This window comes from Paenibacillus glycinis (assembly GCF_009909185.1).
Classification (GTDB): domain Bacteria; phylum Bacillota; class Bacilli; order Paenibacillales; family Paenibacillaceae; genus Paenibacillus_Z; species Paenibacillus_Z glycinis.
In genome coordinates this window covers 1-21617 of sequence record NZ_JAAAMV010000002.1, presented here as the reverse complement: position 1 = coordinate 21617, position 21617 = coordinate 1, and the positions used below count along the sequence as shown (strand labels likewise).

Here is a 21617-nt window from a genome sequence, read left to right as displayed (position 1 = left end):
CTTGATCAAACATGGAGGGTTTTCATGGAACTGCGACAATTGCGTTATTTTATGAAGGTAGCCGAGACCTTACACTTCGGACGCGCGGCCGAGCAATTGCATATGGCCCAGCAACCGCTCAGTTATCAAATAAAGCGGCTTGAGGATGAGATAGGCGTTGAACTGTTGAAGCGAACGACCCGTACGGTCGCGCTAACGTCCGCTGGCGAGGCGCTGCTGGCCGATGTTCAGGCCGGTCTTGGGCGAATTGACCGAGGGGTGGAAATAGCGCAAAGAATCGCGCGCGGTGAAGGCGGCAAGTTGATTATTGGTTACTCAAGTTACAGTTTATATAGCGTTCTGCCACCGATTGTGCGCCTGTTTCGAGAACGGTTCCCGCATTTTGAGATCGTGCTTCTCGAGTTGGTTTCTCCTGAATTGGAGCTTAAGGTTCTAAACGAAGACGTGGACATTGGCTTCTTGATGTTCCCCGGCGCCAAAATGTCTGGATTGGCGTATGAAACGATCTATCGGGAGTCAGCCGCGATCGCGCTCCCCAAGAATCATCCCCTAGCCGAGCGACAATCACTTTCGCTCCGGGAACTAGAGAACGAGAAGTTCGTGATGTACTCACGCAGCGCAAATCGCATGATCTTCGACGATTTCATTTCGTTATGCCATTTGGCTGGATTTAGCCCCGTCATTAATCAAGAGGCGGCAAATGAGTCTGCTATCATTAGTCTTGTGGCAGCCGGAGTTGGGGTGTCTCTAGTAGCGAGCAGCATTAGCAGAGTTCGACCGGATGAAGTCGCCTATCGACGACTTATCGATCCGCCGCTGATTTCGGAGGCGGCAGTGCTGTGGAAGGAGGAAAAACAACTACCGATTTTGCAAGAAATACGTCAGATCGCGCGCGAGGTAACACAAAGAGAAGGTTCTGATTAAAGTACATGCCCACCAGGTTTTTGATTTACTAGGTGGACTTTTATTGTCTTGCGCAATTTATGTTTGCTATTTGACAGGCACTTCTTGAGCGCCTCCGTTTACCTTGAAATAGCCAGCTCATTTGCTGCGTTAAACTCCGTTACTTCAATGAAAAAAGCAGACCATCGTCGTGAACTGCTCTGTTCAGCTACCGTTTCCAGTTAGTTTAATTCAGAGGTCCCAGTTTTGAAGCATTATAATATAAAGGGAATGGGTACGGCTTCACCTGTATGCCCGTCCTCCTTCTTATGTTCTGGCTGATTCTCATTCTAAACTTTAGAGCGCGTTCTAAACCATGAGCTTTTTTGAAGTCATCGTATGTCAAAGAAAGGAGCAAGATTCGCTTCTCTCCCGGCCGATCGACGCGACTATTTCCGGATGACCCGAGAATGCACAGTATAGTCGCCTTGGAAATGTATTGGCTGGCCAGCAACTGTGATCCTTAACATCTTACGAAGGAGGGGATGGGATCAAGTTCTTGTCATTTGGTTTTGACAAGAACTTGATCCCATAAATACAAAAAGCCGCGATATTCGCAACCATTAATGAGACCATATTCTTGTCACCCGACAATATTGTCGGATGACAAGAACTTGATCAAGCCGTTATCAGCTTGGATAACGACTCTTTACAGGACGGTTCAAGTCATGACTTAGTTGCTTGGTTCAGGTCTTGACTTAGTTGCTTGAATGACAGCCGATTGAATATAATCATCCATATTCGCGCCTGGAACCCAATCTTTGATAAATTCACGGGAATTATCCTTTGGTTCAACAACAATATTTTCAAACCCGCTGGTCCGTAACATCGCTTTAACTTCTTCAACTGTAGAAGCCCCTGAGATACAACTAGCTAAGGAGTCCAAATCCCCTTTTACTTCAGCCGGCAGCTCGGCGGTTGTAACGATATCCGATATTGCGAGTCTTCCGCCCTTTTTTAGTACCCGGTATGACTCATCGAAAACCTGCTGTTTATCTGGAGACAAATTAATTACGCAATTAGAAATGATGACGTCAATGGACGAATCGGAAATCGGCAGGTGTTCAATTTCGCCAAGTCGGAAATTGACATTCGAATACCCGTTTTTTACTGCATTACTTCGTGCGCGACTGACCATCTCTGGCGTCATATCCACCCCATAAACTTGGCCGGTCTCCCCGACTTGTTTCGAGGCAAGGAAGCAATCGAATCCTGCTCCGCTTCCCAGATCAAGGACCACTTCTCCAGGATGCAATGAAGCAATGGCTTGCGGGTTTCCGCATCCTAATCCAAGGTTGGCGCCTTGGGGTACCGCTGAAAGTTCTTCGTTTGAATAACCGAGCTTAGCGGAAACCTCATCGACATTACCGCAGCAGCCACTGCCGGCTGAAGAAGGTGAACAACAACTTGAATTGCTGGTGTCCTGAATGGCGATTTCTTTATAGCGATTACGCACATGCTGACGGACCTGATCACTTTGTACTTGGCTCATGAAAAATCTCTCCTTTAGTTAAATCAATATTTTTTGATTAATTTTGCAAAATAGAACCCACAATGTGGGCTTATGAACAACAATTGCTTGGTCGATCGTCCGTTTTTCGGAAAATGCAGCAAAGCTCAGGCGAGAGCAGCCTGTTTACTTCCGCATGGTTCAATTCATAATAGCTCCAGGTACCCTTCGTCTCGCGTTTAATGAGTCCAGCATCAAGCAAAATCTTCAAATGATAAGACAGCTTGGATTGAGGCATCTCCACGATTTCGACCAAATCGCAAACACAAACGCTGCCTTTCTGAGTCAATTCATACATGATCTGCAGCCGTTTCTGATCAGACAAGGCTTTGAACTTCGTTTCATACGCTGCAAAATCGACGGTTTCTCCGGACACAAGGTTGACTGGAATTTCTTTTATCATCTTGATTCCTCCGTTAACAGCACGCTGCACAGCAGGCCACAGCCGGCTGTTTTAAGACTGGTCCCCTTGACACTGCGGGCTTCTTGTTAATTAGTTTTTCCCATTTCCAGGCCTGTTTAGCGCGCTGCTCTAAGTCAGCCTGTTGAAACTTCATTAGCTTTTCTATTGCGTAGTGATTTAACATCCGAGCACCACCATTCATCAAACTTTTTTGATGTAACTACTGTAGCATGGAGAAAAAGGGAAATCAAGGGTAAATCAAAAATTTTTGATTAATTTAGGCGCTCGTCCCCTCATCACTTCTTTCCTTTGTAACGACGAATATGACGCATTAACTTGCTCACGACGAATTTTGCATCAGGACCAACACCACGTAGGGTTGCGGAAGCAAAAGAGCGCTGGCCGTACAGGCCCACATAGAATAAACCAGGTTCAGTCGTACTAACCCCTGCTCTATGAGCCGGCTTACCTTCATGGTCTAAAGCCTGGAGTGAATTCAAGTGATCCAGACCCGGCCGGTACCCCTGTCGCCCAAATCACGGCGTCTACTTTCTCGGCTTTCCCATCTGGCCAAATTACGCCATCATTTGAAAAAGCTGAAAACATCTGTTGCTGATTGGGATTTCCAATAATCGTACTAGTCCAGGAAACTGTCGCAGGAGCAAGGACGTAAGGTGCGCTATTGGATACACGCACGTTGAGAGTTGGAACCCCTTCGCAATCTGAAGGTCGTCAAGGTCTTTATTTTCTCGTCTGAACTGCAACCCGTCAAGTAGACAGTACAAATAAATAAAGTCAATTAGGCGGCCTTAGTCCTGTACTCCATCGGACTGAGGCCGTTTAGTTTTGCTTGTAATCGTTCATGGTTGTAGAAGTGCTAGAGAAAATAAGGGTTCCAGTAATAGTGGCATGACAATAACATGATTCAGAGCATGTCCCGTCGTGTAGGGCGGTGCATCGATAATGGTCCAATGGAATCTTTCTGGGGGACTCTCAAATGTGAGAAGTATTATTTGCACACGTACCTTACTTTTGAAGAGCTTGAGCGAGATATTCAAGCTTACCACATAATCGATGAAGTACTCACCGATCACAGAAACGGTGTATGAGTGAGAGTAACTCAGTGAAATTACGGGGAGTACAATAAAGCAGCAGCTTGCGACGCCAGCAAACACTGGGTTGGTATCTTTGTAGTAAGGGAGGGCAAACAATCCCATTGACAGTGCATAACCGCGACCACGGAAAGATAACAATCAGCACGCTCGTCCCTCCTCTTATCAAGGAGAAGAAGCGAGTCCTTACCCTTAAGGTCTCTCTATTGAATGAAGGCAATAAGGGGTTTAATTTGACCTATTATAACGAACTAAAAGCCGGTCAGATCCGCTTGCTGTTCGTGGACGAAGCATATGCGAAACGGGGACTGACCCGTCTTATCAATACCGTCCTGACCGATCCGAACATTTCGCAACGGTTGTACTTAGTCATCACGAAAGGCAACTTTAACGAATTCCTCGCCAAACACTTGGATGAAACAGACAATATCGATTATTACCTTTATCGCATGTTCAAACATTACGAGAAGAAAAAACAAGGCGAAATTACCGTCGTCAATCTGCACCAGTTTATGAAAATGCTGTACTCTCGGGTTTCCGATCCCCAGCTACCAGTATTTCGCGCGGAAGGCGAACAGTTCCTGTACGAAGGCACAGCATTTTTCGATCGAGACAGTATGGTTGCGGAGATACGTAGAAAAGACGATCAGATCAATCAATTGTTGTATAGGGACAGATTCGTACGATATTTAGTCCTTCCTGACCTCTCGGTTACGCTAGGGAATATTCGCGCGCATACCCGTAAGAAACTAACCCCGGATTTATCATCCCTGTCCATCGAAATCGACGTGAAGGGAAGAATTGATGAATTGGATTCGCTCGCAAGAATCGAAGATAACTTCCATTATGCCGCTCTCACACAAAAAATCGAACGGTACTTGGAGGAGAATGTCATCCGCTTGCTATCCCAAATGCAAAAATTACAGATTGACCCCCTTCAAATCGGAGGATTGACTTCTAAACCGTTCTCCGAACCAATAACCAGAGATACATGGGATCGGCATTGGTCTACTATGAAGATTAATGTAAAAGTGCGGCTACATTTAGAACCTCTGACAAAGGTGAGATCAAGTTCTTAACGACCCGTATCTTACACTGAACATAAACAATAGCCCATTGCATGTTAAATTGGAAATAAGAAGCTTCCAAATTACAGTGATGGGCTCATTTACATTTTTCTAAGCGTATCGCCGGGGCAATTGGCCCGGCGATGTATTCGTCATTTAAGCACTGCTAAGCTTTTTGGTCATTCTTATGACACGTATGAATGTATCATTGTGCTAGGGATGAGGGATTCGAAACCCCGATCGCAAGGTTAGGCGCTCTTTTACTTTGCGTATTTCCAGAATCGACCTTTGCCTTCGGCGATCCATTCCAGGGCTTCATCTATTCGCTGTTGTCGTGTGGCATCGGTCTTTGCACTTTCAAGCCATACGATGTAGTTCTTGCGGAATGACGGTGATTGGTTCTCAAAAACTTGTTGAGCAGTAGGATTTTTCGAGAGTGCTTCTAGGAAATATGCCGGAGTTTCTACTGGGTTGCTACTCGGCGCTGCTTTAGCTGTCTTGTCAAGTTTCACGCCTCGGTCATTTAAATCCATCGCTTCTTTAATAAAGCCTGCGAGTTCTTCATCTGATGGCAGCTCGGAGATACTCGTGAATCTGCTCATAAATCGCTGGCCTGGCTTTACTTTCTTGCCACCAGCAAATCGGGGATCGCTCATAAACTCAGATTTTATGAATGTGAGCGAACAGTGGTTTTTAGTGGAGGCTAAAACGCACATGAAATCGTTTTTGTAATCAAAATGCGGGATGGCCCACTTAATTGATTCCACTACGTTAGGGCAGTTTTTGTGTATCTGCTCTCTAAGATAATTGAGGATTGGTTTGGCAAAATCCTCAGAGTTTTCGATGTAATGTGTAACTTTTGGATCAGTGCTCTCTAGTGACATTTTATATATTCTCCTTCCGGTACATCAAATCAGTTCGTTATGCTGGCAATAGGGATGGACACTGCTGCTTTTTGCTTTTTGTTGTAATACACATAGGATCCAGCGATTGCCGCAAAACCGATCAGGAAAAAGATCCACCCGCTAACTGGGTCCCCTACAGCGATTGTGGAATACATAGCCCCGCCCAAGTCAAAAGTGATACCCGCGTAAGCCCATTCTTTAACTCGCGGAAGGCCTGGAATCAGGATAGCCGTCAAGCCTAGTAGTTTGGCAATGCCTAGAAAGGGCAAAAGGTAATTAGGGTATCCTAAATGCTCGAATAATTTTACCGCATCTGGTACTAACAATACGTCGGGAATGGCGCCTGCCCCAAAGAAGAGAACTAATAACCCTGTGAAAAACCAGTACATGATTAAAACTCGTTTCATTGGTAATCACATCCTTTTTCTTTAAATACGTGACAATTACAATTTAACATTTTGCAGGTGATCTTCGAGACGATCCCAAGTCTCGCTGATGCCTTGCTCCATGCCCATATCTAATACCGTTTGGAGCGTTTCGGTAGACGTGTATGCTGCAGTGTTAATCAATTTAGTTTTGCCTGCGAACTCTACGAACTGAAGGATCACATCGGTTGCAGGCATATCCGCTGAAACATTGCCCTCACTGTCGGAGAAGTAGTCGGTGTATTCGATTTTTTCGCTGGTTACGATATCTTTGTACACGCCTTTGCTCCATGATTCCATGCCGTAGAAAATCGCCTTGGTTCTTATCCTCGCACTTCATGCAGTAATGCCAGATGCCGAAACCGGCAGCGTCCAACCGCTCGGATCCCACCTTGCTTCAAATGCCGGCTTCGGAGCTTGGAATACTAACTCGCGTGGGGCGTTAAATACTCACTCCAGGATTAATACATTTGCTTCTCCTTTGCTTACGGTTTGGTTTGTCATTCCATTTCCTCCTTTAATTTTGATGATTCTTGGGCATTTCTTGCAACTGTTTTAAATAAAGCTCTAAGTTGTCGTAACGCTCATTCCAGATTTGACGGTAACCTTCAAGCCATGTATCAAGCTCTTTAAGAGGCTCGATCCGAAGCTTGTAATTCCGCCGATTCGATTCCGCTTCGACTTTCACCGGGCCAGCTTCCAACAGGACGCGCAAGTGCTTAGAGGCTTGTGGCTGTCTTAGCTGCAGACGTTTCGCAATTTCTCCTACGGAAAGCAGCCCATTCGCCAACAAATCCAGGATGCGTAATCGGTTCGGATCTGCCAAAGCGCTAAACGTTGTGTTACTTATCATTCGGTACCAATCACCTCGGTTCAGCGGCCCCTCTTGCTTACCTTCACAATATACCTAATTGGGAATATTCCTGTCAAGGAATATATAACGCAACTTATGCGGCTTTCCATGTTACTATGTTCTTGTCATCCGACAGCGGATCAGCAAACGTGGCCGACCAAGGATCGGAATCGTTGATTTGACGCGGTTTTTAGGGGTAGAGGGTCGGCTGCTTTTAAGAAATACATTTTCGCGGCTTTTAATGAAATAACGTTCTTGTCACCCGACAGATGACAAGAACTTGATAATAAAAACGCGAGTGACAGGGGTGAAATGACCCTGTTACTCGCGCTTTTTTCAGTAATAGTTTAACGGGCGCTGTCTCATATCGTTGGGGATTTACTTAGGACAGCCACTTGATGGAAGCCGCGGGCTAAGCCGGTCGTTCTTCAAATGCCAGACCTGTTGATTCACAATCTTATGCACGCTGTGAAAGAAACAATGCCTCAAACTTCGCTTTTCCTTGCTTTTCGATCCAGGCATTGAAATCCGTTAACTTCGGGAATGCCTTACGCACAACAGAAATATCAACCTCGTGGCCTTCTTCGTTTAACCATTGAAATACGCCGGCCAAGATTTCATTATGCTGGCGCAACGTTTCCAGCGGAACTTGAATGTAAGGAATGGTACGGTTGGTTAAACGGCCTATGGCATCGGCAATTTGCAAGGGTGTTAACTTGTCGCCGGCAATTTCAATCGTTTTACCCAAATATTCGTCTGGGTTTTTAAGTGCTAACGCGACGAAAGCGCCGATGTCGTCCACTGCTACGAGTGGGATCACTCCATCTGGCTTGAAGGCTTGTGCGATCGTTCCGTTCTGCACGCCTGCGGACATCGGGTCTACAAAGTTCTCCATGAAGGTGGCGGGACGCAATATGGTAGCCGGCAAATCGAGAGATTGAATGTACTGCTCAATATCCCATTTCTGCATGTCGCGATATCGGGATTGCGCATTCGCACCGCCAACAGATGTATAAATGAAGTGCTGGATGTTCGCCTTTAGGGCAGCGTCCGCTACAGCCTTCCCAATACGTCTTTCATCGTCGTTGGATTCAAGAGTAGGGTTCCAGCTCGACGCTTGAACACTGAATACGCCATAAACCCCCTGCATAGCGGCATCGAGCGAGGCAAGATCGTTCATATCACCTAAAAAAAGCTCGGCTCCCAATTGGGACAGATTCAGAGCTTTCTCGCTTGATAAATCGCGAACAAATGCACGAACCTTCCAGCCATCGGCGATTAAGTGCCTAACTGCCGCACCTCCTTGTTGTCCGGTTGCTCCCAAAACCAATATATTTCTTTCACTCATATCCTATGTTCCTCTCTAAATTGTTTAAGACGATCCCTGCTTAAGCAAATCCATAGCAGTAAAATAAGTCTTGTTGTTATCTTAATTAATTAACTATATAATTACTAGTAGGTACATTATTGTTATATAACTTCAAAAAGTAGACTACCTATATTTTAGTTAGGAGTGATTTCCGTGGATGTACGTAAAGAGGACGAACTATGCCTCGTATCTATTCGTGAAGCTTTGGAGGTTGTTCGCGGAAAATGGTCTTTTTTGGTGCTTTCCTTACTTAGTCTGGGGCCACAACGATTTAACCAAATGCGAAGAAATTTAGATAACATCAGCATCAAGTCTTTAACGGATGTCCTGCGTCATTTGGAGCAATATAAAGTCATCAATCGCGAGGTGTTTCCTACCTTACCTGTTGCCGTTGAGTACTCGCTAACGGATAAAGGACGGGAGTATATACCCGTTCTTGCGCAAATGCGCAAATGGGGTAAAAACTGGGGGGAACATCCGCAGCTCGTCGATGGTCGGAATCAACTCTAATAGTTCATTTTCCTCTAAAGATTCTACATCTGTTATTATGCGTCAAATCAACGATTCCAATTCCACATTTTTATAATTAACTCCTTTTATTTTCAAGTACGCGCTGCCCGCTAGTACAATGAGGGACGGCAGCACTTCGTACTGCCGGTTGCCGTCGTGCTTAATTGATCTGTCGTGTCTCGCTAGCGTGAAAAAGGCAGCCAATTAAATTTGGCTGCCTTTCTGTCTGTGCAGATCAGCAAACGTTCACCAGAACGAGGATTCTTCAAATTAATGGATATTCTTACAAGCTGGGTAGTTCGAGCGCGCATAGATCGGGCCTTTGCTGCTCTTCCTTTTTATCATGGTACCACCACAGACAACAGGCGATCAGTCGAACACCATTCGATTTAGCAAGTGTGTAAGCCTGATCGGTGTAATCGCTGTTTGTAACTACCCATGCTTCTGTTGCTCCATAATGAGCCTTTTCAGCCTGTACTTGCTGGACTGCCTCAAGCCCGACATTCCCCTTGTACCTTTTAGCCTGTACGGCTATCTTCTTCCCTTGTTTCGTAAGATGAAGATCTACACCGTAATCACCTGCAGCCTGTGTGACTTCAGCATGGTAACCTTGGAAATGAAACAGTTATGACCTTCCATCTTGTCGACCTCAGCTATGCCAGATCGCTTAGTCGCTCAGTTTAAAGCATTCCGATTAAGAGAATCATGCCAAGGCCAGCTGCGAAAACCATACCCGCAGCAAAACCAGCTACTGCGAAGGATTTGGTAGCCGAAAAAGTTGTCATTTGGTTTTGACAATGTGCGACGTATAAATCGCTTCGATCCTAAACCGTACTCTCAGATCGGTTGTCTTATGCCGCAATTTCTCGATCAATTCACCCCAGATGTTCTGGCGTTTATGCGTAAAGAAGTCAATTCGGTGTCGCATCTCGTCTATCTGGCTATTCACATCATCCGATAAGTACTGTAATATTTTTGAAGTTTTTGAAAGTTGCTTCCCTGCATCTCGACAGTCTGATTATCACTAATCCACGGTTCGACCAACGACCATTTAAGGATAAGCTCGTTATTTGCATCTAACTCCCAAAAGAATTCAGATCCACCTAATTTCGAAATCGGGAGATTAGGAATTCAGGACATTATACTCTTCGAGAGCATGGACCAACTTCCTTCTGACAGCTTCTCTTAATTCTTCCGGTTGGAGCACGACTGCTTCAGCTCCGAACGAAAAGAAATATTCAGCAAAGAATATTATTTCTGAGGGGAAGATACCCATCTCTAGTACGCCTGTGCCGTTATTAGAATGATGTACTTCTCCCCAAGGGAAAATCCAGCTCTTATCTCGGAATAACTCAATCCCTTTTGCCGTTAGTTTTACTTTGACATCTACGCTTTTTAGTTTGCTGTAGAAATGAAGGCCCCAGTTCGTTAAATCCACCTCTGAAACATCCACTGGAGGCAATAACGCTTCGGCATCCGCCAAGACGGCAGCCCCTATTCGATCTACCCGATATAATCGGAAGGCTTTTCGCAGATAGCAGTACGCTGGGCAAAACCAATATCCCTCATGGGCATATATACCGATGGGTTGAATTGTTCTTTCACTGGTCTCATACTTCCGAGTTCTATAATGGATTGTTACGGGCATCCTTCTAATGGACGCTTGAAGTAATATCTCAAGGTATCCAGCTCGTTCCGGGCGCGTATGCGTAAAGAAGTCAATTCGGTGTCGCATCTCATCTATCTGGCTTTTCACATCATCCGATAAGTACCTGTAAAATTTTCGAAGTGCGGATTTAGCAGATGCCTCGAAGGGCAGCGAACTGAAGTGTCGAAGGGCATGGGAAGCAAAGAATATGGAGAATGCCTCATTTTCCGTAAATGAAATCGGTGGAAGGCTTCGCTCTGTAAGAACCTGGTATCCACCTCCTGCACCAACTTGTGAGTATAAAGGCACTCCCATTCCGCTCAATTCCTGCAAATCGCGTAGCATGGTTCTGGTAGACACACCAAATTCTTCAGCAAGCTCTTTGACGGTGAATTTCCGCTTCCGATTTACTGCCATCATCAATTCAATCAGGCGCCTGGACTTTCCCATTTTATTCACCCTCCAAAAAAATAGTGACAAGTATTGTCACTATTTTATTATACATTAAGAATAAGCCGGATCGCGAAATTACGGCAGAAAGCGATTAAAAAAGGAGACCATCATATGTCAAGAAAACAACGTATGATTGTGGATGAAATGCTTCGGCGTCCCCAACCCACCAAACCACAAACCGTCGATGAGATGCGCTCGAACTTCGCTGCCATGATGGCAGCTATGAAAGTACCTGCGGGCGTGCGGACCACGCAGACGACCCTAGGTAATCGGCCAGGTGTGATCGTTGACCCCGCACATGATGCCCGCACAGGAATCATTCTCTATTTCCATGGCGGCTCGTATATTATGGGTTCCCCTTACACTGCCATGTCCCTTACCTCGAACCTGGTAAACAGGACCAGTATCCGTTCCGTCTCACTCGATTATCGTCTGGCTCCGGAACATCCGTTCCCTGCGGCTCTTGAGGATGCTCTGGCAGCCTATCGTGAGCTTCTGGACAACGGAGTTGAGGCGGCGAATATTGCGTTTGCTGGCGACTCTGCCGGCGGTGGTATTGCTATCTCGACTTGCCTGATGGCACGGGACGCGGGTCTGCCGATGCCAGCAGCAGCAGTGATGTTCTCGCCGGGGTTGGATAAGACGCATTCCGGAGCAAGTATGGATAGCAAAATGGGGCTCGACCCGTTCTTCACCCGTGAAAGCTTTACGTACACGGACGCGATGTACCTCGCTGGACAGGACCCTAACCATGCACTCGTTAGCCCCGCCAGGTTCGCCGATCTTACCGGATTCCCACCGCTCCTGCTACAAGTCGGAACTAATGAGCTACTCCTTGACGACTCCACGTTGTTAGCCGACCGTGCACGGGCAGCCGGCGTGGATGTAATCCTTGACGTTACCGCCGATGTCCCGCATGTTTTTCAGGCGTTCGCTGGTATTCTCGATGAAGCCGATCAAGCTCTGGACCGTGCTGCGCTCTTCATCACACAGCATCTCAGATGAACATTTATAATTGGCTTCCCAAGCTCGACGAAGTAATTTGATTAATGCGTTCATTTTGAGTAGAATTCATTTTGTAGTCTCCTTGGTTTGTATTTGGATCCGGTCGCTGGCGAGCACCTGGGACCCACATACATCATACCAAGGAGTCTTTTTGTTTCTCAAACCTCATATTTCTTCATAATAGGAATGCTGCCCGTTAGGATAATGAAAAAAAGCAGCTGCCGGCGGCAAACTGCTCAATGGGTGCTTTCAGGTGAGTTACTCATTTTATTTTGAATATAGATACAGTTCCAAAATCTTGCATAACGGAGGTGTGTCCCATTTGTCGCAACATGGTAGCTATATTGCCACGGTGATATGATCCATGAGTGACAACGTGCAGTACCGATTCAGAAATAGATGTTTTTTCGTTTCCACCTGTGCTCTTAGTTGATTCGTGAACGCCATTGCCTCGCTCATACTTTTACCCGAGCTAATCTCAAACCATGCGTAATCTACGAGATAAATATGCGCAAGCATCTTCGATAACGAAGAAAAACCACTCTGAATTTCATTTTGATAAATGTCCTGTGGAAGTTCTTTTAAACGATCGATTACCCCCTATTCGCCCATACTTCTCGATGGTCCCCTGCATCCTTCAAAAGAGACTGGTCGCTCATCTGTTGTCTGAAACGATCCAGGCATGAAAGGAACAGTTGACTTTTATCGCCGTACGTATCGTATAAGCTTCCTCGATGAACGCCGGTATGTTCGACTGAAGTCTTGGATCGACGTGCGTTCAAATCCCTTGTGCCAAAACAAATCCACAGCCTTGTCGAGTACTGCCGCTTTATCGAACTCCCTCGGTCTGGCCACGTAGTCCCCCTTTCTTCTCTCCGAGCATCACCACAGGCCGAACGCGTAATCAAAATGCATCATTTCGCAATGAATGGAAAAGCTATTGTCGAGATCATCGAATCCGAGGCGATCTGATATCGTAATTGTTCTTGACTGATCGTTCTTAAATTTTGTATGATTGCAACGTGGTTAGGCAATTCGATGTCGAGAAGGTTCGAGCCGACAGCTATGAAGTCGTAGCGGACGATTGGAGCCGTAAAGTTCAAAGCGATTTTGCCGGCCGCATTCAAGCGTTGTATCCTCAATTGATCGCACGTCCTAAGATTGGAGTGTTTATGATGGCAACATTGCTTTATATTACCGCTCATCCGTTTCAACACGATACGTACAGTTTATCCGTTGGCGAACAATTCTTGAAAAGCTATCGAGAAGCCCATCCCAACGACGAAGTGATCCATCTGGACCTGTACAGAATGGATCTTCCGCAAATCGACGCGGACCTTCTTCGTCGCTGGGGACAGCCGCCTAGCGGAGCTTCTTTCGATGAATTAAGCGAGGGCTCGAAGGCGAAAGCGATTCGGATGCGCGAAATCGTGGATCAATTCGTCGCTGCGGATAAAGTCGTGATCGTCAACCCCGTATGGAACTATTCGATTCCTCCGGTATTATTAACGTACATGGATGCGATCATTGTTTTCGGCAAAACCTTTGGAAGAGCCGATAACGGACGGCGCGGATTAGGCGGATTAATAGGCATGCAGAAAGGTAAAAAGGTGATGCACATTCAGGCATCGGGCACCGTTCTGTCGCACGGCGAGTTTGAAGACATGGAATTCAGCCACAGCTATATTAAAGCTATCATGAAATTCTTGGGCATTGACGTGCAGGGCATTTTCGTCGAAGGAACGAGCGAGAAGCCGGATCAAGCCGAGACGATCAAAGAACAAGCCATTCAACAAGCCATTCGCGCGGCCCAACAATTTTAATGGAGAAGAAGCTAAGCCCTGTTGACGAAGGCTTAGCTTCTTTCGCTTTCGTCGCAAAGGCAACTGCTACGACTCCTCTAGGCCGAGCAGCCAACCAAATTTGATGCGAACATAACCAAGCACGACCGTTCGGGACTGGCTGTTTAGAAATATAAGGTGTCTTTATCCCTGTCTCGATAACAGGGGTCCCAAACTCGGGTGTTTTTTGCTAAATATCGCATGTGGGACTTAAATAAGAAAAAGACGAATACTAAGGAAAATATAAAGGTGGTTAATATGTCAACGTTACAATTCGCTGAGCTAAGTATAAAACGCAACAGTCTCACAAGAAACCTGCCAGAAGGAAACGAAGAGCTTCAATGGGTTTCTAATACGGCCGTTCTTATTTACGGAGAAAAAGATGCCGTTCTAGTGGATACTTTTATAACGATTGAACATAACCAAAAATTGATTGATTGGATAAAGTCATTTAACCGTAACTTGACATACATCTATATTACGCATGGTCATGGCGATCATTTCTTTGGAATCAAACAAATAATAGAAGCTTTTCCCCATGTTAAAGCAATCGCAACAGCGGGAACGGTTCAAGAATGTTTTAAACAAGAAAAAATGATTGAGGGCTTTTGGGATAAATTATTCCCTAATCAAATTCCTCAGCCCCAGGTTATTCCTGATGTTATGGATACTAATTTTTTCGAGCTAGAAGGACATCGCTTTGAAATCATTGAAGCTGGGTTTACGGATACCGCTAATACAACAACATTATGGATACCGGATATTCAATTACTAGAGGCCGGTGATGTCGTTTATAATGGAATCCATCAGTATCTTGCTGAAACAACGGAGAGTACTCGACATGATTGGATCCAAGCAATTGATCGTTTGATACAGCTAAATCCTCAATATGTGATCGTGGGGCACAAAGTCCCCGAAAATGAAAACAACCCCAAAATTATGGGTGAAACCAAACAATATCTGTTAGACTTTAATCGTCTGGATAAAGAAACAGACACCGCATTAGATTTATATCATGCCATGCTGAAGATTTACCCAAACCGAGTAAATCCCGGATCACTTTGGGGTTCTGCAAATGCTGCCAAAGCAGTTTCGAGGTCTGCCCAAAATAAGTAAAGAAAGGCAGCAATAGATGCAAACAACCGAGGAGTTATAATGCTCCTGCTTATATCGGTTGATACGGTTCGGATTTCTTCAATATGTTTTCCGAACCACTGCTTTTCTTCAGCATCTAACTCTACGAGTGCTCTCACTCACTTCTAAATTCTTTTAGCTATCGTACTAACGTGTTCCGTTAGCTGAGAAAGATTGAGATTGCTACTCTGCCTTAGAAGACAGCTTCAAAACATATTCTTCGACTTCCTCAGCACGTGCATTGGAAAACCCTTTGTCTTCACCACAAATCTTAAACCCGCATTTTTCCAATACCCGAATAGAAGCTGTATTATCTTTCACTGCCCGAGCATATAAGGGACGAATGTTTACAAAGTCAAGAAGAAGTTGAGAAAGTGAACTAGTAGCAACACCTTTTCCCCAATACTCTCGTCCGATCCAGTAGCTGACTTCTGGTTCACCGAACTGTTCAAAACTCGAAACATGCCCCGCCACTTGATCGTTAAAGAGTACGGTCTTTTTTATAATCCGATCGTCGTCTAATATCTTTTGCCAGTGAGACATAAAGGCAATCTTGTCCGTTGGATCTTTGGCAGTAAAGGCAGCCATATAGTTGGAAGTCTTGTCCATTTGTTGCTCAAAAAATATCGGCAAGTCATCTTTATTCACGTCTCGCAATATCACTTCGCTATTCATATTTTCACCTCACTAAGTGGTGTTTTCCGAATCCTGATTTTTAATGAATTCATTATAAATGCACAACTGCTGCCCCCTTCATGCTCGTCAAATTGATTTCCATGCCTATTTATATATGTTTTAGTGATCGTCATATTGAGTGGTCACATAAACGAAAACCTTTTCCTGACTATAATCTTCGTCCGAATGTCCCTTCACGCTCCACTCGGCTGAGAAACCTTCAGGAACTTCCGCTTTACTGAACTCGCTACCGTCCGAATATTCTTTCGTTTTTTCCAGCGATCGGTTGTTTTCGCCAACGGTCTCCAGAGTAAGGTCATAATCTTCTCCTTTCGTGGAAATCATCGAGACCGTAACGGTTCCGCGAAAACCCTCAGGAGGGCTCCAAGATCCGCTCAAGTATTGTCCTGGGGACAAAATCGATCCGTAATATAACAAATACTCGTAATGGGACCCGCCGACTTCATAAGATTTGGAATCGGAAAGCTGGAAAGAGCCCGTTTGCTTCAGATAAACCTGAACGGGAGCAACACGACCTGTCTCTGTTCCGTCACCGAGTTGTCCTCCTCTATTCAATCCCCATGACCAGAGGGTTCCATCACTTTTGATGGCCAAACTATGCTGGCCACCCGCGGCTACATAGACCACATCTGTGAGGCCCTCGACCTGAACGGGAGCGTCACGTTCTGTCTTACTTCCATCGCCGAGTTGGCCCTCCCAATTATTCCCCCACGTCCAAACGGTTCCGTCGTCCTTAACTGCCAAACTATGAAATAGACCACCTGAGATGGCGACTGCCGGATCGAGTCCCTGCACTTGTACAGGTGTAATGTATCCCGGCAGATTGTCGCCGACGCCAAGTTCCCCAAATTTATTATACCCCCATGCCCAGACGGTTCCGTCTTGTTTGAGAGCAAAATTATGATCATCGCCCGCAGCGATAGCGACTACCGAATTGAGACCTTCTACTTGAACGGGTGTAAATCGCTGTTTCGTGCTTCCGTCCCCAAGTTGACCATCCCCATTATACCCCCACGCCCAAACGGTTCCGTCGTCCTTCAGTGCCAAACTATGTTTTGAACCAGCTGAGATGGCGACCGCTGAATCGAGACCCTGAACTTGTACAGGTGTATGCGTGAATGGCGTCAGATCGTCGCCAACGCCAAGTTGTCCAAATTCATTATCCCCCCATGCCAAGACAGTTCCGTCTTGTTTGAGAGCTAAACTATGTTGATAACCCGCAGCTATGGAGACTGCCTCTGTAACGTTCAATGTCTGAACAGGAGCAGTACGGTCTTTCGTACTCCCATTACCGATTTGGCCTTTTACATTCCACCCCCACGCCCAAACGGTTCCATCACTTCTGAGAGCCAAACTATGATAAGTTCCTGCAGCTACATAGACCACGTCTGTGACGCCCTCGACCTGAACGGGAGTGTCACGTTCTGTCTTACTTCCATCGCCGAGCTGGCCTTCTGAATTATCCCCCCATGTCCAGACGGTTCCATCACTTTGAAGAGCGATAGTATGCCAAGCACCTCCTTCAACCTGTTGCACCGTTTTTTCCGCAGCAATCGCGATGTCGGATACAGATACAAGACTAACAAGCAGACCGATGATCACCATGGCCATAGATCGTTGAGATCGTTTTATCATCAAGATTCTCCTCCCGTTTTTGCTCAGACGAATCTAAATCAACCTTTCACAAGAATGGACAACCAACTCCGTCACAGAAGCATAAATGCTGTAATTATTACCTATATTTTACCATTTATCAGTCCTGCTTCAATGTGCTAATGGGAGCATTTTGCCCGCGGATGATGATCGACAATCGACAAACGATCAGGTTTAATAGGCAAGACTCATTGCTCAACATCACTTAATAATTTATGAATTTAGACCGATTAATTCCCGGATCAGCTGTCGTCTATATATACGAAGGCATAAATGAACACAAACTAATTTGGCGAAGAGGTGTTTTGAAAATGGCATTAACGTCCGCATTCACGAGCTTCAACCTGCCTGTAAAAAACGTAGAACAATCGAAAGCATTCTTCACCGGACTCGGATTCGAGCTCAACCCGCAATTCCCCGCGAACGAGAATTCGGTAGGCATCGTGATCGGCGACAACCTGCAGGTCATGCTGATCAGTCAAGCATTCTTTAGTACGCTTACGGAAAAGGAATCCGTCGATACGAGCAAGTATGCGCAGATGACGATCGCATTGGCCTTCGAGAGCCGGGAAAAGGTCGATGAAATCGTAAATACCGCGGTCTCTTTGGGCGGGAAATTGCATGCTGAGCCTGAATATCATGGGTTCATGTATCATTGGGGCTTCGTGGACTTGGACGGCCATTTGTGGGCCATTAACTATATGAACATGGATGCGGCACAAGGTTAAGGCGAACGGAGAGCACGATCGTACTAGGGTTCAAATAGAAAGACGCCGGGCATCTTGCCCGGCGTCTTCTTCGCGATGATTAGTTTTGTTCGGTATGGGCTTTGAAATTATCCATGATCGCTTGCCAGCCTGCTTGCTGGAATTCGACGGGATTGGAGCTTTCCGCGTCGAACGTTTCAATGACCTTCGTCTCATTCCCTTGATCGACGAAAGCAATATCCACTCTTCTCCCGTCTTCCATGGTGTAGCCGATCGCCTCATGCCGATTCACGACATCGTAGACGCCGCCAAAATCAAAGCCCATGCTGCCATCCTTCGCTTCCATCCGTGTCAGAAACTTGCCGCCGACCCGCAGATCGTTTTCGGCTCTCGGCGCATGCCAGTCCTCGGACGCTTGATTCCACTTCGTGATGTGATCCGGCTCGGTCCAATAGCGCCATACCTTCTCGACATGGGCTTGAATGACGGCTTGCACGGTTACTTTCGTCGGTTGACTCGTTTCCATTTTAAATAGACACCTCTCTCATGATATTCGTGGTTTGGTTATTCTCAATGATATAGACGTAAGCCAATGACGAAATTCATCGGTCAATTCGCTCAGGCAGCCCAAATCGCGAAAATAATGGCGTATGAATGAAGTTTTGAACGTGCAGGATTTGATTTTCTCTGCTTTCGATGACGTGGATGCCCCAGGGTACCAGGCCGGCGCCTTCTTTGCCCGGCATATACTGGGCCAACGCCGGATAACCGCCATTCACCGTAATGGGCACAAATCGCGAACCTTCGCAATGCCAACGCGTAAGCGAATAGAAGACGGACAAATCTTCCCTGCCGCGGATCCACATCTCGAAGGGCGGCATCGACATGCACCCTTCCTCGTGGAACAACGCGACGAGCGCAGCAATATCGAATTGCTCGAAGGCCTCCACGTACCGCGACAGCAGCTGCTGCTCCGGTTGAACGTCCATGCTGCTGAGCTCATCCGAGCGAAGCTGCGCCCGGTCCATCGTCTCTCGGGCTCTTTGCAGCGCGCTGTTTACCGCTGCCGGGGACATCGCCAACGTTTCCGCGATCTGCTTGGAGGACCACTCAAATACATCCTTCAAAATGAGTACCGCGCGCTGCCGCGGAGGCAAGGTCTGCAGGAGAGCGATGAAGCACAGTTGAAGGGTATCTCTGCGGACGAGCCGATCCTCCGGATTGCCCCCAAAGTCGGGAGACGGCCAGATCCAGGCAGAGTCCGGTAGCGTGTCGCGCGGCTCGACGATGACGATGGCCGGGTCGAACAGGTCAACGGGAAGGGCGCGGCGTTTGGCTTGTCTCAGCTTGTCCAAGCACAGGTTGGAGGCAATCCGATAGACCCAAGTTTTGAACGAGGAATCCTGTCTGAACGTGCTCCAGCTCTGCCAGACCCGAATGCTCGTCTCCTGAACGGCATCGTCCGCATCGTCCATGGAGCCTAGCATTCGGTAACAGAACGAGGTTAAGCCCGGCTTCAAGCTTGCGAATAATGGTCCGTCAAATGCGGTTTCGTTCATCACAGCCTCCCTTAAGGATCTTCTCGAAGGGCGATACCTTCGCCCCCCTCTTTCGCAGAAATACAATACTACACATTTTACGCTTCCAATACTTGGTTCGTTGCGCCCCAAATGGGAGGAAAATCCTTCTTTTCGGGTACAAAGAAGGCCGCGAGGAGATCCCGCGGCCGGTCATTATTAATCCGTAAGCTTAGCGCTATCTTCAGTGATTATCACACTGGATACTCACATATACGAAAACCTTCTTAGTAGACTGTAATCTTGGTCCGCATGTCTGCAGTTGATGCAGGTCATGATGGGTATCTACGAGCGAGTAGAGCGTGTCTTTGGATACCTTGAGCGCGATTCTCGACCTTCATGATAAATCCATCGTTTCCTAGGTTCTAGGGCGTTCCAATAACAATCCACTGGTATTTGAAACGCTTAAACGGGCCGTGCAGGCAGCTCCCGGAACCAGCCCCTTGCTCCAGAGTGACCGAGGCTAACCATGAGATGGATGTTCTTTCTTATTAATAACGAGCTCAGCCGTAATGGGCAAGTGATCTGCTGCAATCGTATCTATAACCTTCCCTGCTTTTATTTTTACATCGTCAGACGTATAGATGTAGTCGATTCGACGATTAGGCTTGTCTGAATAATAATAGGACGTATAGGCATCATTTAGACCAAGTTCCGCAAATGTGTCATGATACTGCGCAGACATTTTTATAATCTCAGGACTATCTGGTGTGGCATTGAAGTCTCCCACTAAGATACTTGTTCCATGATCTTGATTTACAATGGTCAGGATCTCGTTGACTTGTATATCTCTTGCTTCAGATGTTTTATTGTCAAGATGAGTATTGTAGAAATTAATATGATTGCCATTCACATTAATTACCGTTTTCGCAAGGCCGCGCTGCTCTGCAGGATATTGCGTATTATCAAGTAAATGATTTTCGCTAGAAAGAATAGGATATTTACTTAAGATAACCGTTCCATATTGACGACGAGGTTCCCCCGCATTTAAAGGATCATTGTCAAGATTTGCAGCAAATTGGTAATGCATGCCTAAGTAATTGGCTAACCATTTCGCCTGATCCTCGAAATTACTGCGCGTGGAAAAATGATTATCGACTTCTTGCAGACCAATGATATCAGCACCCGATGATTTAATAACGTCACCAATTCTGTTCAAATTTAGAATGTCATCCATGCCTTCGGCGTGGTGAATATTATACTCCATCACTTTAATGGAAGTCTCTTTTCCTTTTTTAAAGTCCGAGGCATAAGATTCACTACTTAACGAAAACATAGGTATCATAGACATCAATACAACAGAAGAGACAATAACTGACTTTTTAAGCATGTACAACATCCTCTCGAAGTTTTCAATAAGATAGGTGAATCTGCTACTAATAATTTCATATATTGAATTCTATTTCCATAGGCTGGTAGATGTAGTTTGTTCTTTGCAAATTTGTTCTTTTACTAGGACCCTATGTAAGGGAATTGTAATTTTTTATTGATTTCATTTTAAGATTCTTGCTACCATATGCGAACCGACTCAGCCCTTTCGGTCCCCTGCTTATCGTCGAGATTGAGATTAAGTTTTGTCAATTTCGGTAAAGGGATCAAGTTCTTGTCATTTGGTTTTGACAAGAACTTGATCCCTTAAATACAAAAAGCCGCGAAATTCGCGGCACTTAAAGACGTAATGTTTTTGTCACTCGACAACTTTATAACAAAAAAATAAAAAGCTACCATTTTGGTATTATCCCCTTCAAGTAGACACTCAAAAAAACCTCGTGTTAACATGAAGTTTTGAGTGCCACTTGGAGGGGAT

The 21617-nt window shown here is 45.9% G+C and carries 20 protein-coding genes and 4 pseudogenes; 8 read left to right on the top strand and 16 right to left on the bottom strand.

Features of this window, described 5'->3' with window-relative positions; genetic code table 11:
* The first annotated feature begins 24 nt into the window (after window positions 1-24).
* Window positions 25-924, top strand: coding sequence for a LysR substrate-binding domain-containing protein (locus tag GT019_RS04240; RefSeq protein WP_161741517.1), 900 nt, complete (start codon window positions 25-27; stop codon window positions 922-924).
* Between the two features lie 691 nt (window positions 925-1615).
* Here the strand turns inward: GT019_RS04240 and GT019_RS04235 are convergent.
* The 3 genes and pseudogenes from GT019_RS04235 to GT019_RS32620 form a co-directional block, all read right to left on the bottom strand.
* Complete coding sequence (locus tag GT019_RS04235; RefSeq protein WP_161741516.1) at window positions 1616-2434, bottom strand: arsenite methyltransferase; 819 nt, start codon at window positions 2432-2434, stop codon at window positions 1616-1618.
* Between the two features lie 70 nt (window positions 2435-2504).
* On the bottom strand, window positions 2505-2855 hold the full coding sequence (locus tag GT019_RS04230; RefSeq protein ID WP_161741515.1) for an ArsR/SmtB family transcription factor: 351 nt from the start codon (window positions 2853-2855) through the stop codon (window positions 2505-2507).
* Between the two features lie 799 nt (window positions 2856-3654).
* Window positions 3655-3726: pseudogene (locus GT019_RS32620) on the bottom strand (IS3 family transposase); the annotation flags it as partial.
* Window positions 3727-3775: 49 nt separating this feature from the next.
* Between GT019_RS32620 and GT019_RS31790 the strand changes: the two are divergent.
* Window positions 3776-3964: pseudogene (locus GT019_RS31790) on the top strand (hypothetical protein); the annotation flags it as partial.
* A 113-nt stretch (window positions 3965-4077) separates the two neighbouring features.
* Window positions 4078-5046 carry a Ger(x)C family spore germination protein gene (locus GT019_RS04215; RefSeq protein WP_328803919.1) on the top strand — a complete coding sequence of 323 codons (969 nt, stop codon included), beginning with the start codon at window positions 4078-4080 and terminating at the stop codon, window positions 5044-5046.
* Between the two features lie 248 nt (window positions 5047-5294).
* Here GT019_RS04215 and GT019_RS04210 read toward each other — a convergent pair whose 3' ends face one another.
* From GT019_RS04210 to GT019_RS04190, 5 genes and pseudogenes are all read right to left on the bottom strand, one after another.
* Window positions 5295-5918 carry a YdeI/OmpD-associated family protein gene (locus tag GT019_RS04210; protein ID WP_161741512.1) on the bottom strand — a complete coding sequence of 208 codons (624 nt, stop codon included), beginning with the start codon at window positions 5916-5918 and terminating at the stop codon, window positions 5295-5297.
* Between the two features lie 29 nt (window positions 5919-5947).
* Window positions 5948-6346: a DoxX family protein gene (locus GT019_RS04205; protein ID WP_161741511.1), complete on the bottom strand. Its 399-nt coding sequence runs from the start codon at window positions 6344-6346 to the stop codon at window positions 5948-5950.
* Window positions 6347-6382: 36 nt separating this feature from the next.
* A pseudogene (locus GT019_RS04200) lies at window positions 6383-6868 on the bottom strand (SRPBCC domain-containing protein).
* A gap of 13 nt (window positions 6869-6881) precedes the next feature.
* Window positions 6882-7217, bottom strand: a complete 336-nt coding sequence (locus tag GT019_RS04195; RefSeq protein ID WP_201755239.1) for an ArsR/SmtB family transcription factor — start codon at window positions 7215-7217, stop codon at window positions 6882-6884.
* A 457-nt stretch (window positions 7218-7674) separates the two neighbouring features.
* Entirely contained in the window at window positions 7675-8565 is an 891-nt protein-coding gene (locus GT019_RS04190) for an NmrA/HSCARG family protein (protein WP_161741510.1), read from the bottom strand.
* A 174-nt stretch (window positions 8566-8739) separates the two neighbouring features.
* Here GT019_RS04190 and GT019_RS04185 point away from each other — a divergent pair, with 174 nt between their 5' ends.
* Window positions 8740-9096 carry a winged helix-turn-helix transcriptional regulator gene (locus tag GT019_RS04185; protein WP_161741509.1) on the top strand — a complete coding sequence of 119 codons (357 nt, stop codon included), beginning with the start codon at window positions 8740-8742 and terminating at the stop codon, window positions 9094-9096.
* 283 nt (window positions 9097-9379) lie between these two features.
* On the opposite strand, the gene GT019_RS04180 is transcribed toward GT019_RS04185, so the two are convergent.
* Both GT019_RS04180 and GT019_RS04175 read right to left on the bottom strand, forming a co-directional pair.
* The gene (locus GT019_RS04180) at window positions 9380-9721 is read right to left on the bottom strand and encodes a restriction endonuclease (RefSeq protein WP_235946958.1); all 342 of its coding nucleotides are present in this window, start codon (window positions 9719-9721) and stop codon (window positions 9380-9382) included.
* Between the two features lie 498 nt (window positions 9722-10219).
* Window positions 10220-11194, bottom strand: coding sequence for a helix-turn-helix transcriptional regulator (locus GT019_RS04175; protein WP_161741508.1), 975 nt, complete (start codon window positions 11192-11194; stop codon window positions 10220-10222).
* Window positions 11195-11308: 114 nt separating this feature from the next.
* On the opposite strand from GT019_RS04175, the gene GT019_RS04170 reads away from it, so the two are divergent.
* Window positions 11309-12202: an alpha/beta hydrolase gene (locus GT019_RS04170; RefSeq protein ID WP_161741507.1), complete on the top strand. Its 894-nt coding sequence runs from the start codon at window positions 11309-11311 to the stop codon at window positions 12200-12202.
* Window positions 12203-12464: 262 nt separating this feature from the next.
* Here the strand turns inward: GT019_RS04170 and GT019_RS04165 are convergent.
* A pseudogene (locus GT019_RS04165) lies at window positions 12465-12751 on the bottom strand (DinB family protein).
* Between the two features lie 626 nt (window positions 12752-13377).
* On the opposite strand from GT019_RS04165, the gene GT019_RS04160 reads away from it, so the two are divergent.
* Together GT019_RS04160 and GT019_RS04155 are read left to right on the top strand one after the other, a co-directional pair.
* Window positions 13378-14025: an FMN-dependent NADH-azoreductase gene (locus tag GT019_RS04160; RefSeq protein ID WP_161742098.1), complete on the top strand. Its 648-nt coding sequence runs from the start codon at window positions 13378-13380 to the stop codon at window positions 14023-14025.
* A gap of 198 nt (window positions 14026-14223) precedes the next feature.
* Entirely contained in the window at window positions 14224-15159 is a 936-nt protein-coding gene (locus GT019_RS04155) for an MBL fold metallo-hydrolase (protein ID WP_201755238.1), read from the top strand.
* A gap of 201 nt (window positions 15160-15360) precedes the next feature.
* Here GT019_RS04155 and GT019_RS04150 read toward each other — a convergent pair whose 3' ends face one another.
* The gene (locus tag GT019_RS04150; RefSeq protein WP_161741506.1) at window positions 15361-15852 is read right to left on the bottom strand and encodes a GNAT family N-acetyltransferase; all 492 of its coding nucleotides are present in this window, start codon (window positions 15850-15852) and stop codon (window positions 15361-15363) included.
* 120 nt (window positions 15853-15972) lie between these two features.
* A complete protein-coding gene (locus tag GT019_RS04145) occupies window positions 15973-17508 on the bottom strand; it encodes an RCC1 domain-containing protein (RefSeq protein ID WP_161741505.1) in 1536 nt (511 codons plus the stop codon).
* 329 nt (window positions 17509-17837) lie between these two features.
* On the opposite strand from GT019_RS04145, the gene GT019_RS04140 reads away from it, so the two are divergent.
* Window positions 17838-18254: a VOC family protein gene (locus GT019_RS04140; RefSeq protein ID WP_161741504.1), complete on the top strand. Its 417-nt coding sequence runs from the start codon at window positions 17838-17840 to the stop codon at window positions 18252-18254.
* Window positions 18255-18333: 79 nt separating this feature from the next.
* On the opposite strand, the gene GT019_RS04135 is transcribed toward GT019_RS04140, so the two are convergent.
* The 3 genes from GT019_RS04135 to GT019_RS04125 all read right to left on the bottom strand — a co-directional run bounded on the left by GT019_RS04135 (window position 18334) and on the right by GT019_RS04125 (window position 21140).
* Entirely contained in the window at window positions 18334-18759 is a 426-nt protein-coding gene (locus tag GT019_RS04135; RefSeq protein WP_161741503.1) for an SRPBCC family protein, read from the bottom strand.
* Between the two features lie 76 nt (window positions 18760-18835).
* Window positions 18836-19792: a sigma-70 family RNA polymerase sigma factor gene (locus GT019_RS04130; protein ID WP_161741502.1), complete on the bottom strand. Its 957-nt coding sequence runs from the start codon at window positions 19790-19792 to the stop codon at window positions 18836-18838.
* A gap of 481 nt (window positions 19793-20273) precedes the next feature.
* A complete protein-coding gene (locus tag GT019_RS04125; protein ID WP_235946865.1) occupies window positions 20274-21140 on the bottom strand; it encodes an endonuclease/exonuclease/phosphatase family protein in 867 nt (288 codons plus the stop codon).
* Window positions 21141-21617 lie beyond the last annotated feature (477 nt).

Coding starts and splice junctions, on each gene's coding strand:
- GT019_RS04240 (WP_161741517.1), top strand. CDS start 25: ATGGAACTGCGACAATTGCGTTATTTTATGAAGGTAGCCGAGACCTTA.
- GT019_RS04235 (WP_161741516.1), bottom strand. CDS start 2,434: ATGAGCCAAGTACAAAGTGATCAGGTCCGTCAGCATGTGCGTAATCGC.
- GT019_RS04230 (WP_161741515.1), bottom strand. CDS start 2,855: ATGATAAAAGAAATTCCAGTCAACCTTGTGTCCGGAGAAACCGTCGAT.
- GT019_RS04210 (WP_161741512.1), bottom strand. CDS start 5,918: ATGTCACTAGAGAGCACTGATCCAAAAGTTACACATTACATCGAAAAC.
- GT019_RS04205 (WP_161741511.1), bottom strand. CDS start 6,346: ATGAAACGAGTTTTAATCATGTACTGGTTTTTCACAGGGTTATTAGTT.
- GT019_RS04195 (WP_201755239.1), bottom strand. CDS start 7,217: ATGATAAGTAACACAACGTTTAGCGCTTTGGCAGATCCGAACCGATTA.
- GT019_RS04190 (WP_161741510.1), bottom strand. CDS start 8,565: ATGAGTGAAAGAAATATATTGGTTTTGGGAGCAACCGGACAACAAGGA.
- GT019_RS04175 (WP_161741508.1), bottom strand. CDS start 11,194: ATGGGAAAGTCCAGGCGCCTGATTGAATTGATGATGGCAGTAAATCGG.
- GT019_RS04170 (WP_161741507.1), top strand. CDS start 11,309: ATGTCAAGAAAACAACGTATGATTGTGGATGAAATGCTTCGGCGTCCC.
- GT019_RS04160 (WP_161742098.1), top strand. CDS start 13,378: ATGGCAACATTGCTTTATATTACCGCTCATCCGTTTCAACACGATACG.
- GT019_RS04150 (WP_161741506.1), bottom strand. CDS start 15,852: ATGAATAGCGAAGTGATATTGCGAGACGTGAATAAAGATGACTTGCCG.
- GT019_RS04145 (WP_161741505.1), bottom strand. CDS start 17,508: ATGATAAAACGATCTCAACGATCTATGGCCATGGTGATCATCGGTCTG.
- GT019_RS04140 (WP_161741504.1), top strand. CDS start 17,838: ATGGCATTAACGTCCGCATTCACGAGCTTCAACCTGCCTGTAAAAAAC.
- GT019_RS04135 (WP_161741503.1), bottom strand. CDS start 18,759: ATGGAAACGAGTCAACCGACGAAAGTAACCGTGCAAGCCGTCATTCAA.
- GT019_RS04130 (WP_161741502.1), bottom strand. CDS start 19,792: ATGAACGAAACCGCATTTGACGGACCATTATTCGCAAGCTTGAAGCCG.
- GT019_RS04125 (WP_235946865.1), bottom strand. CDS start 21,140: ATGCTTAAAAAGTCAGTTATTGTCTCTTCTGTTGTATTGATGTCTATG.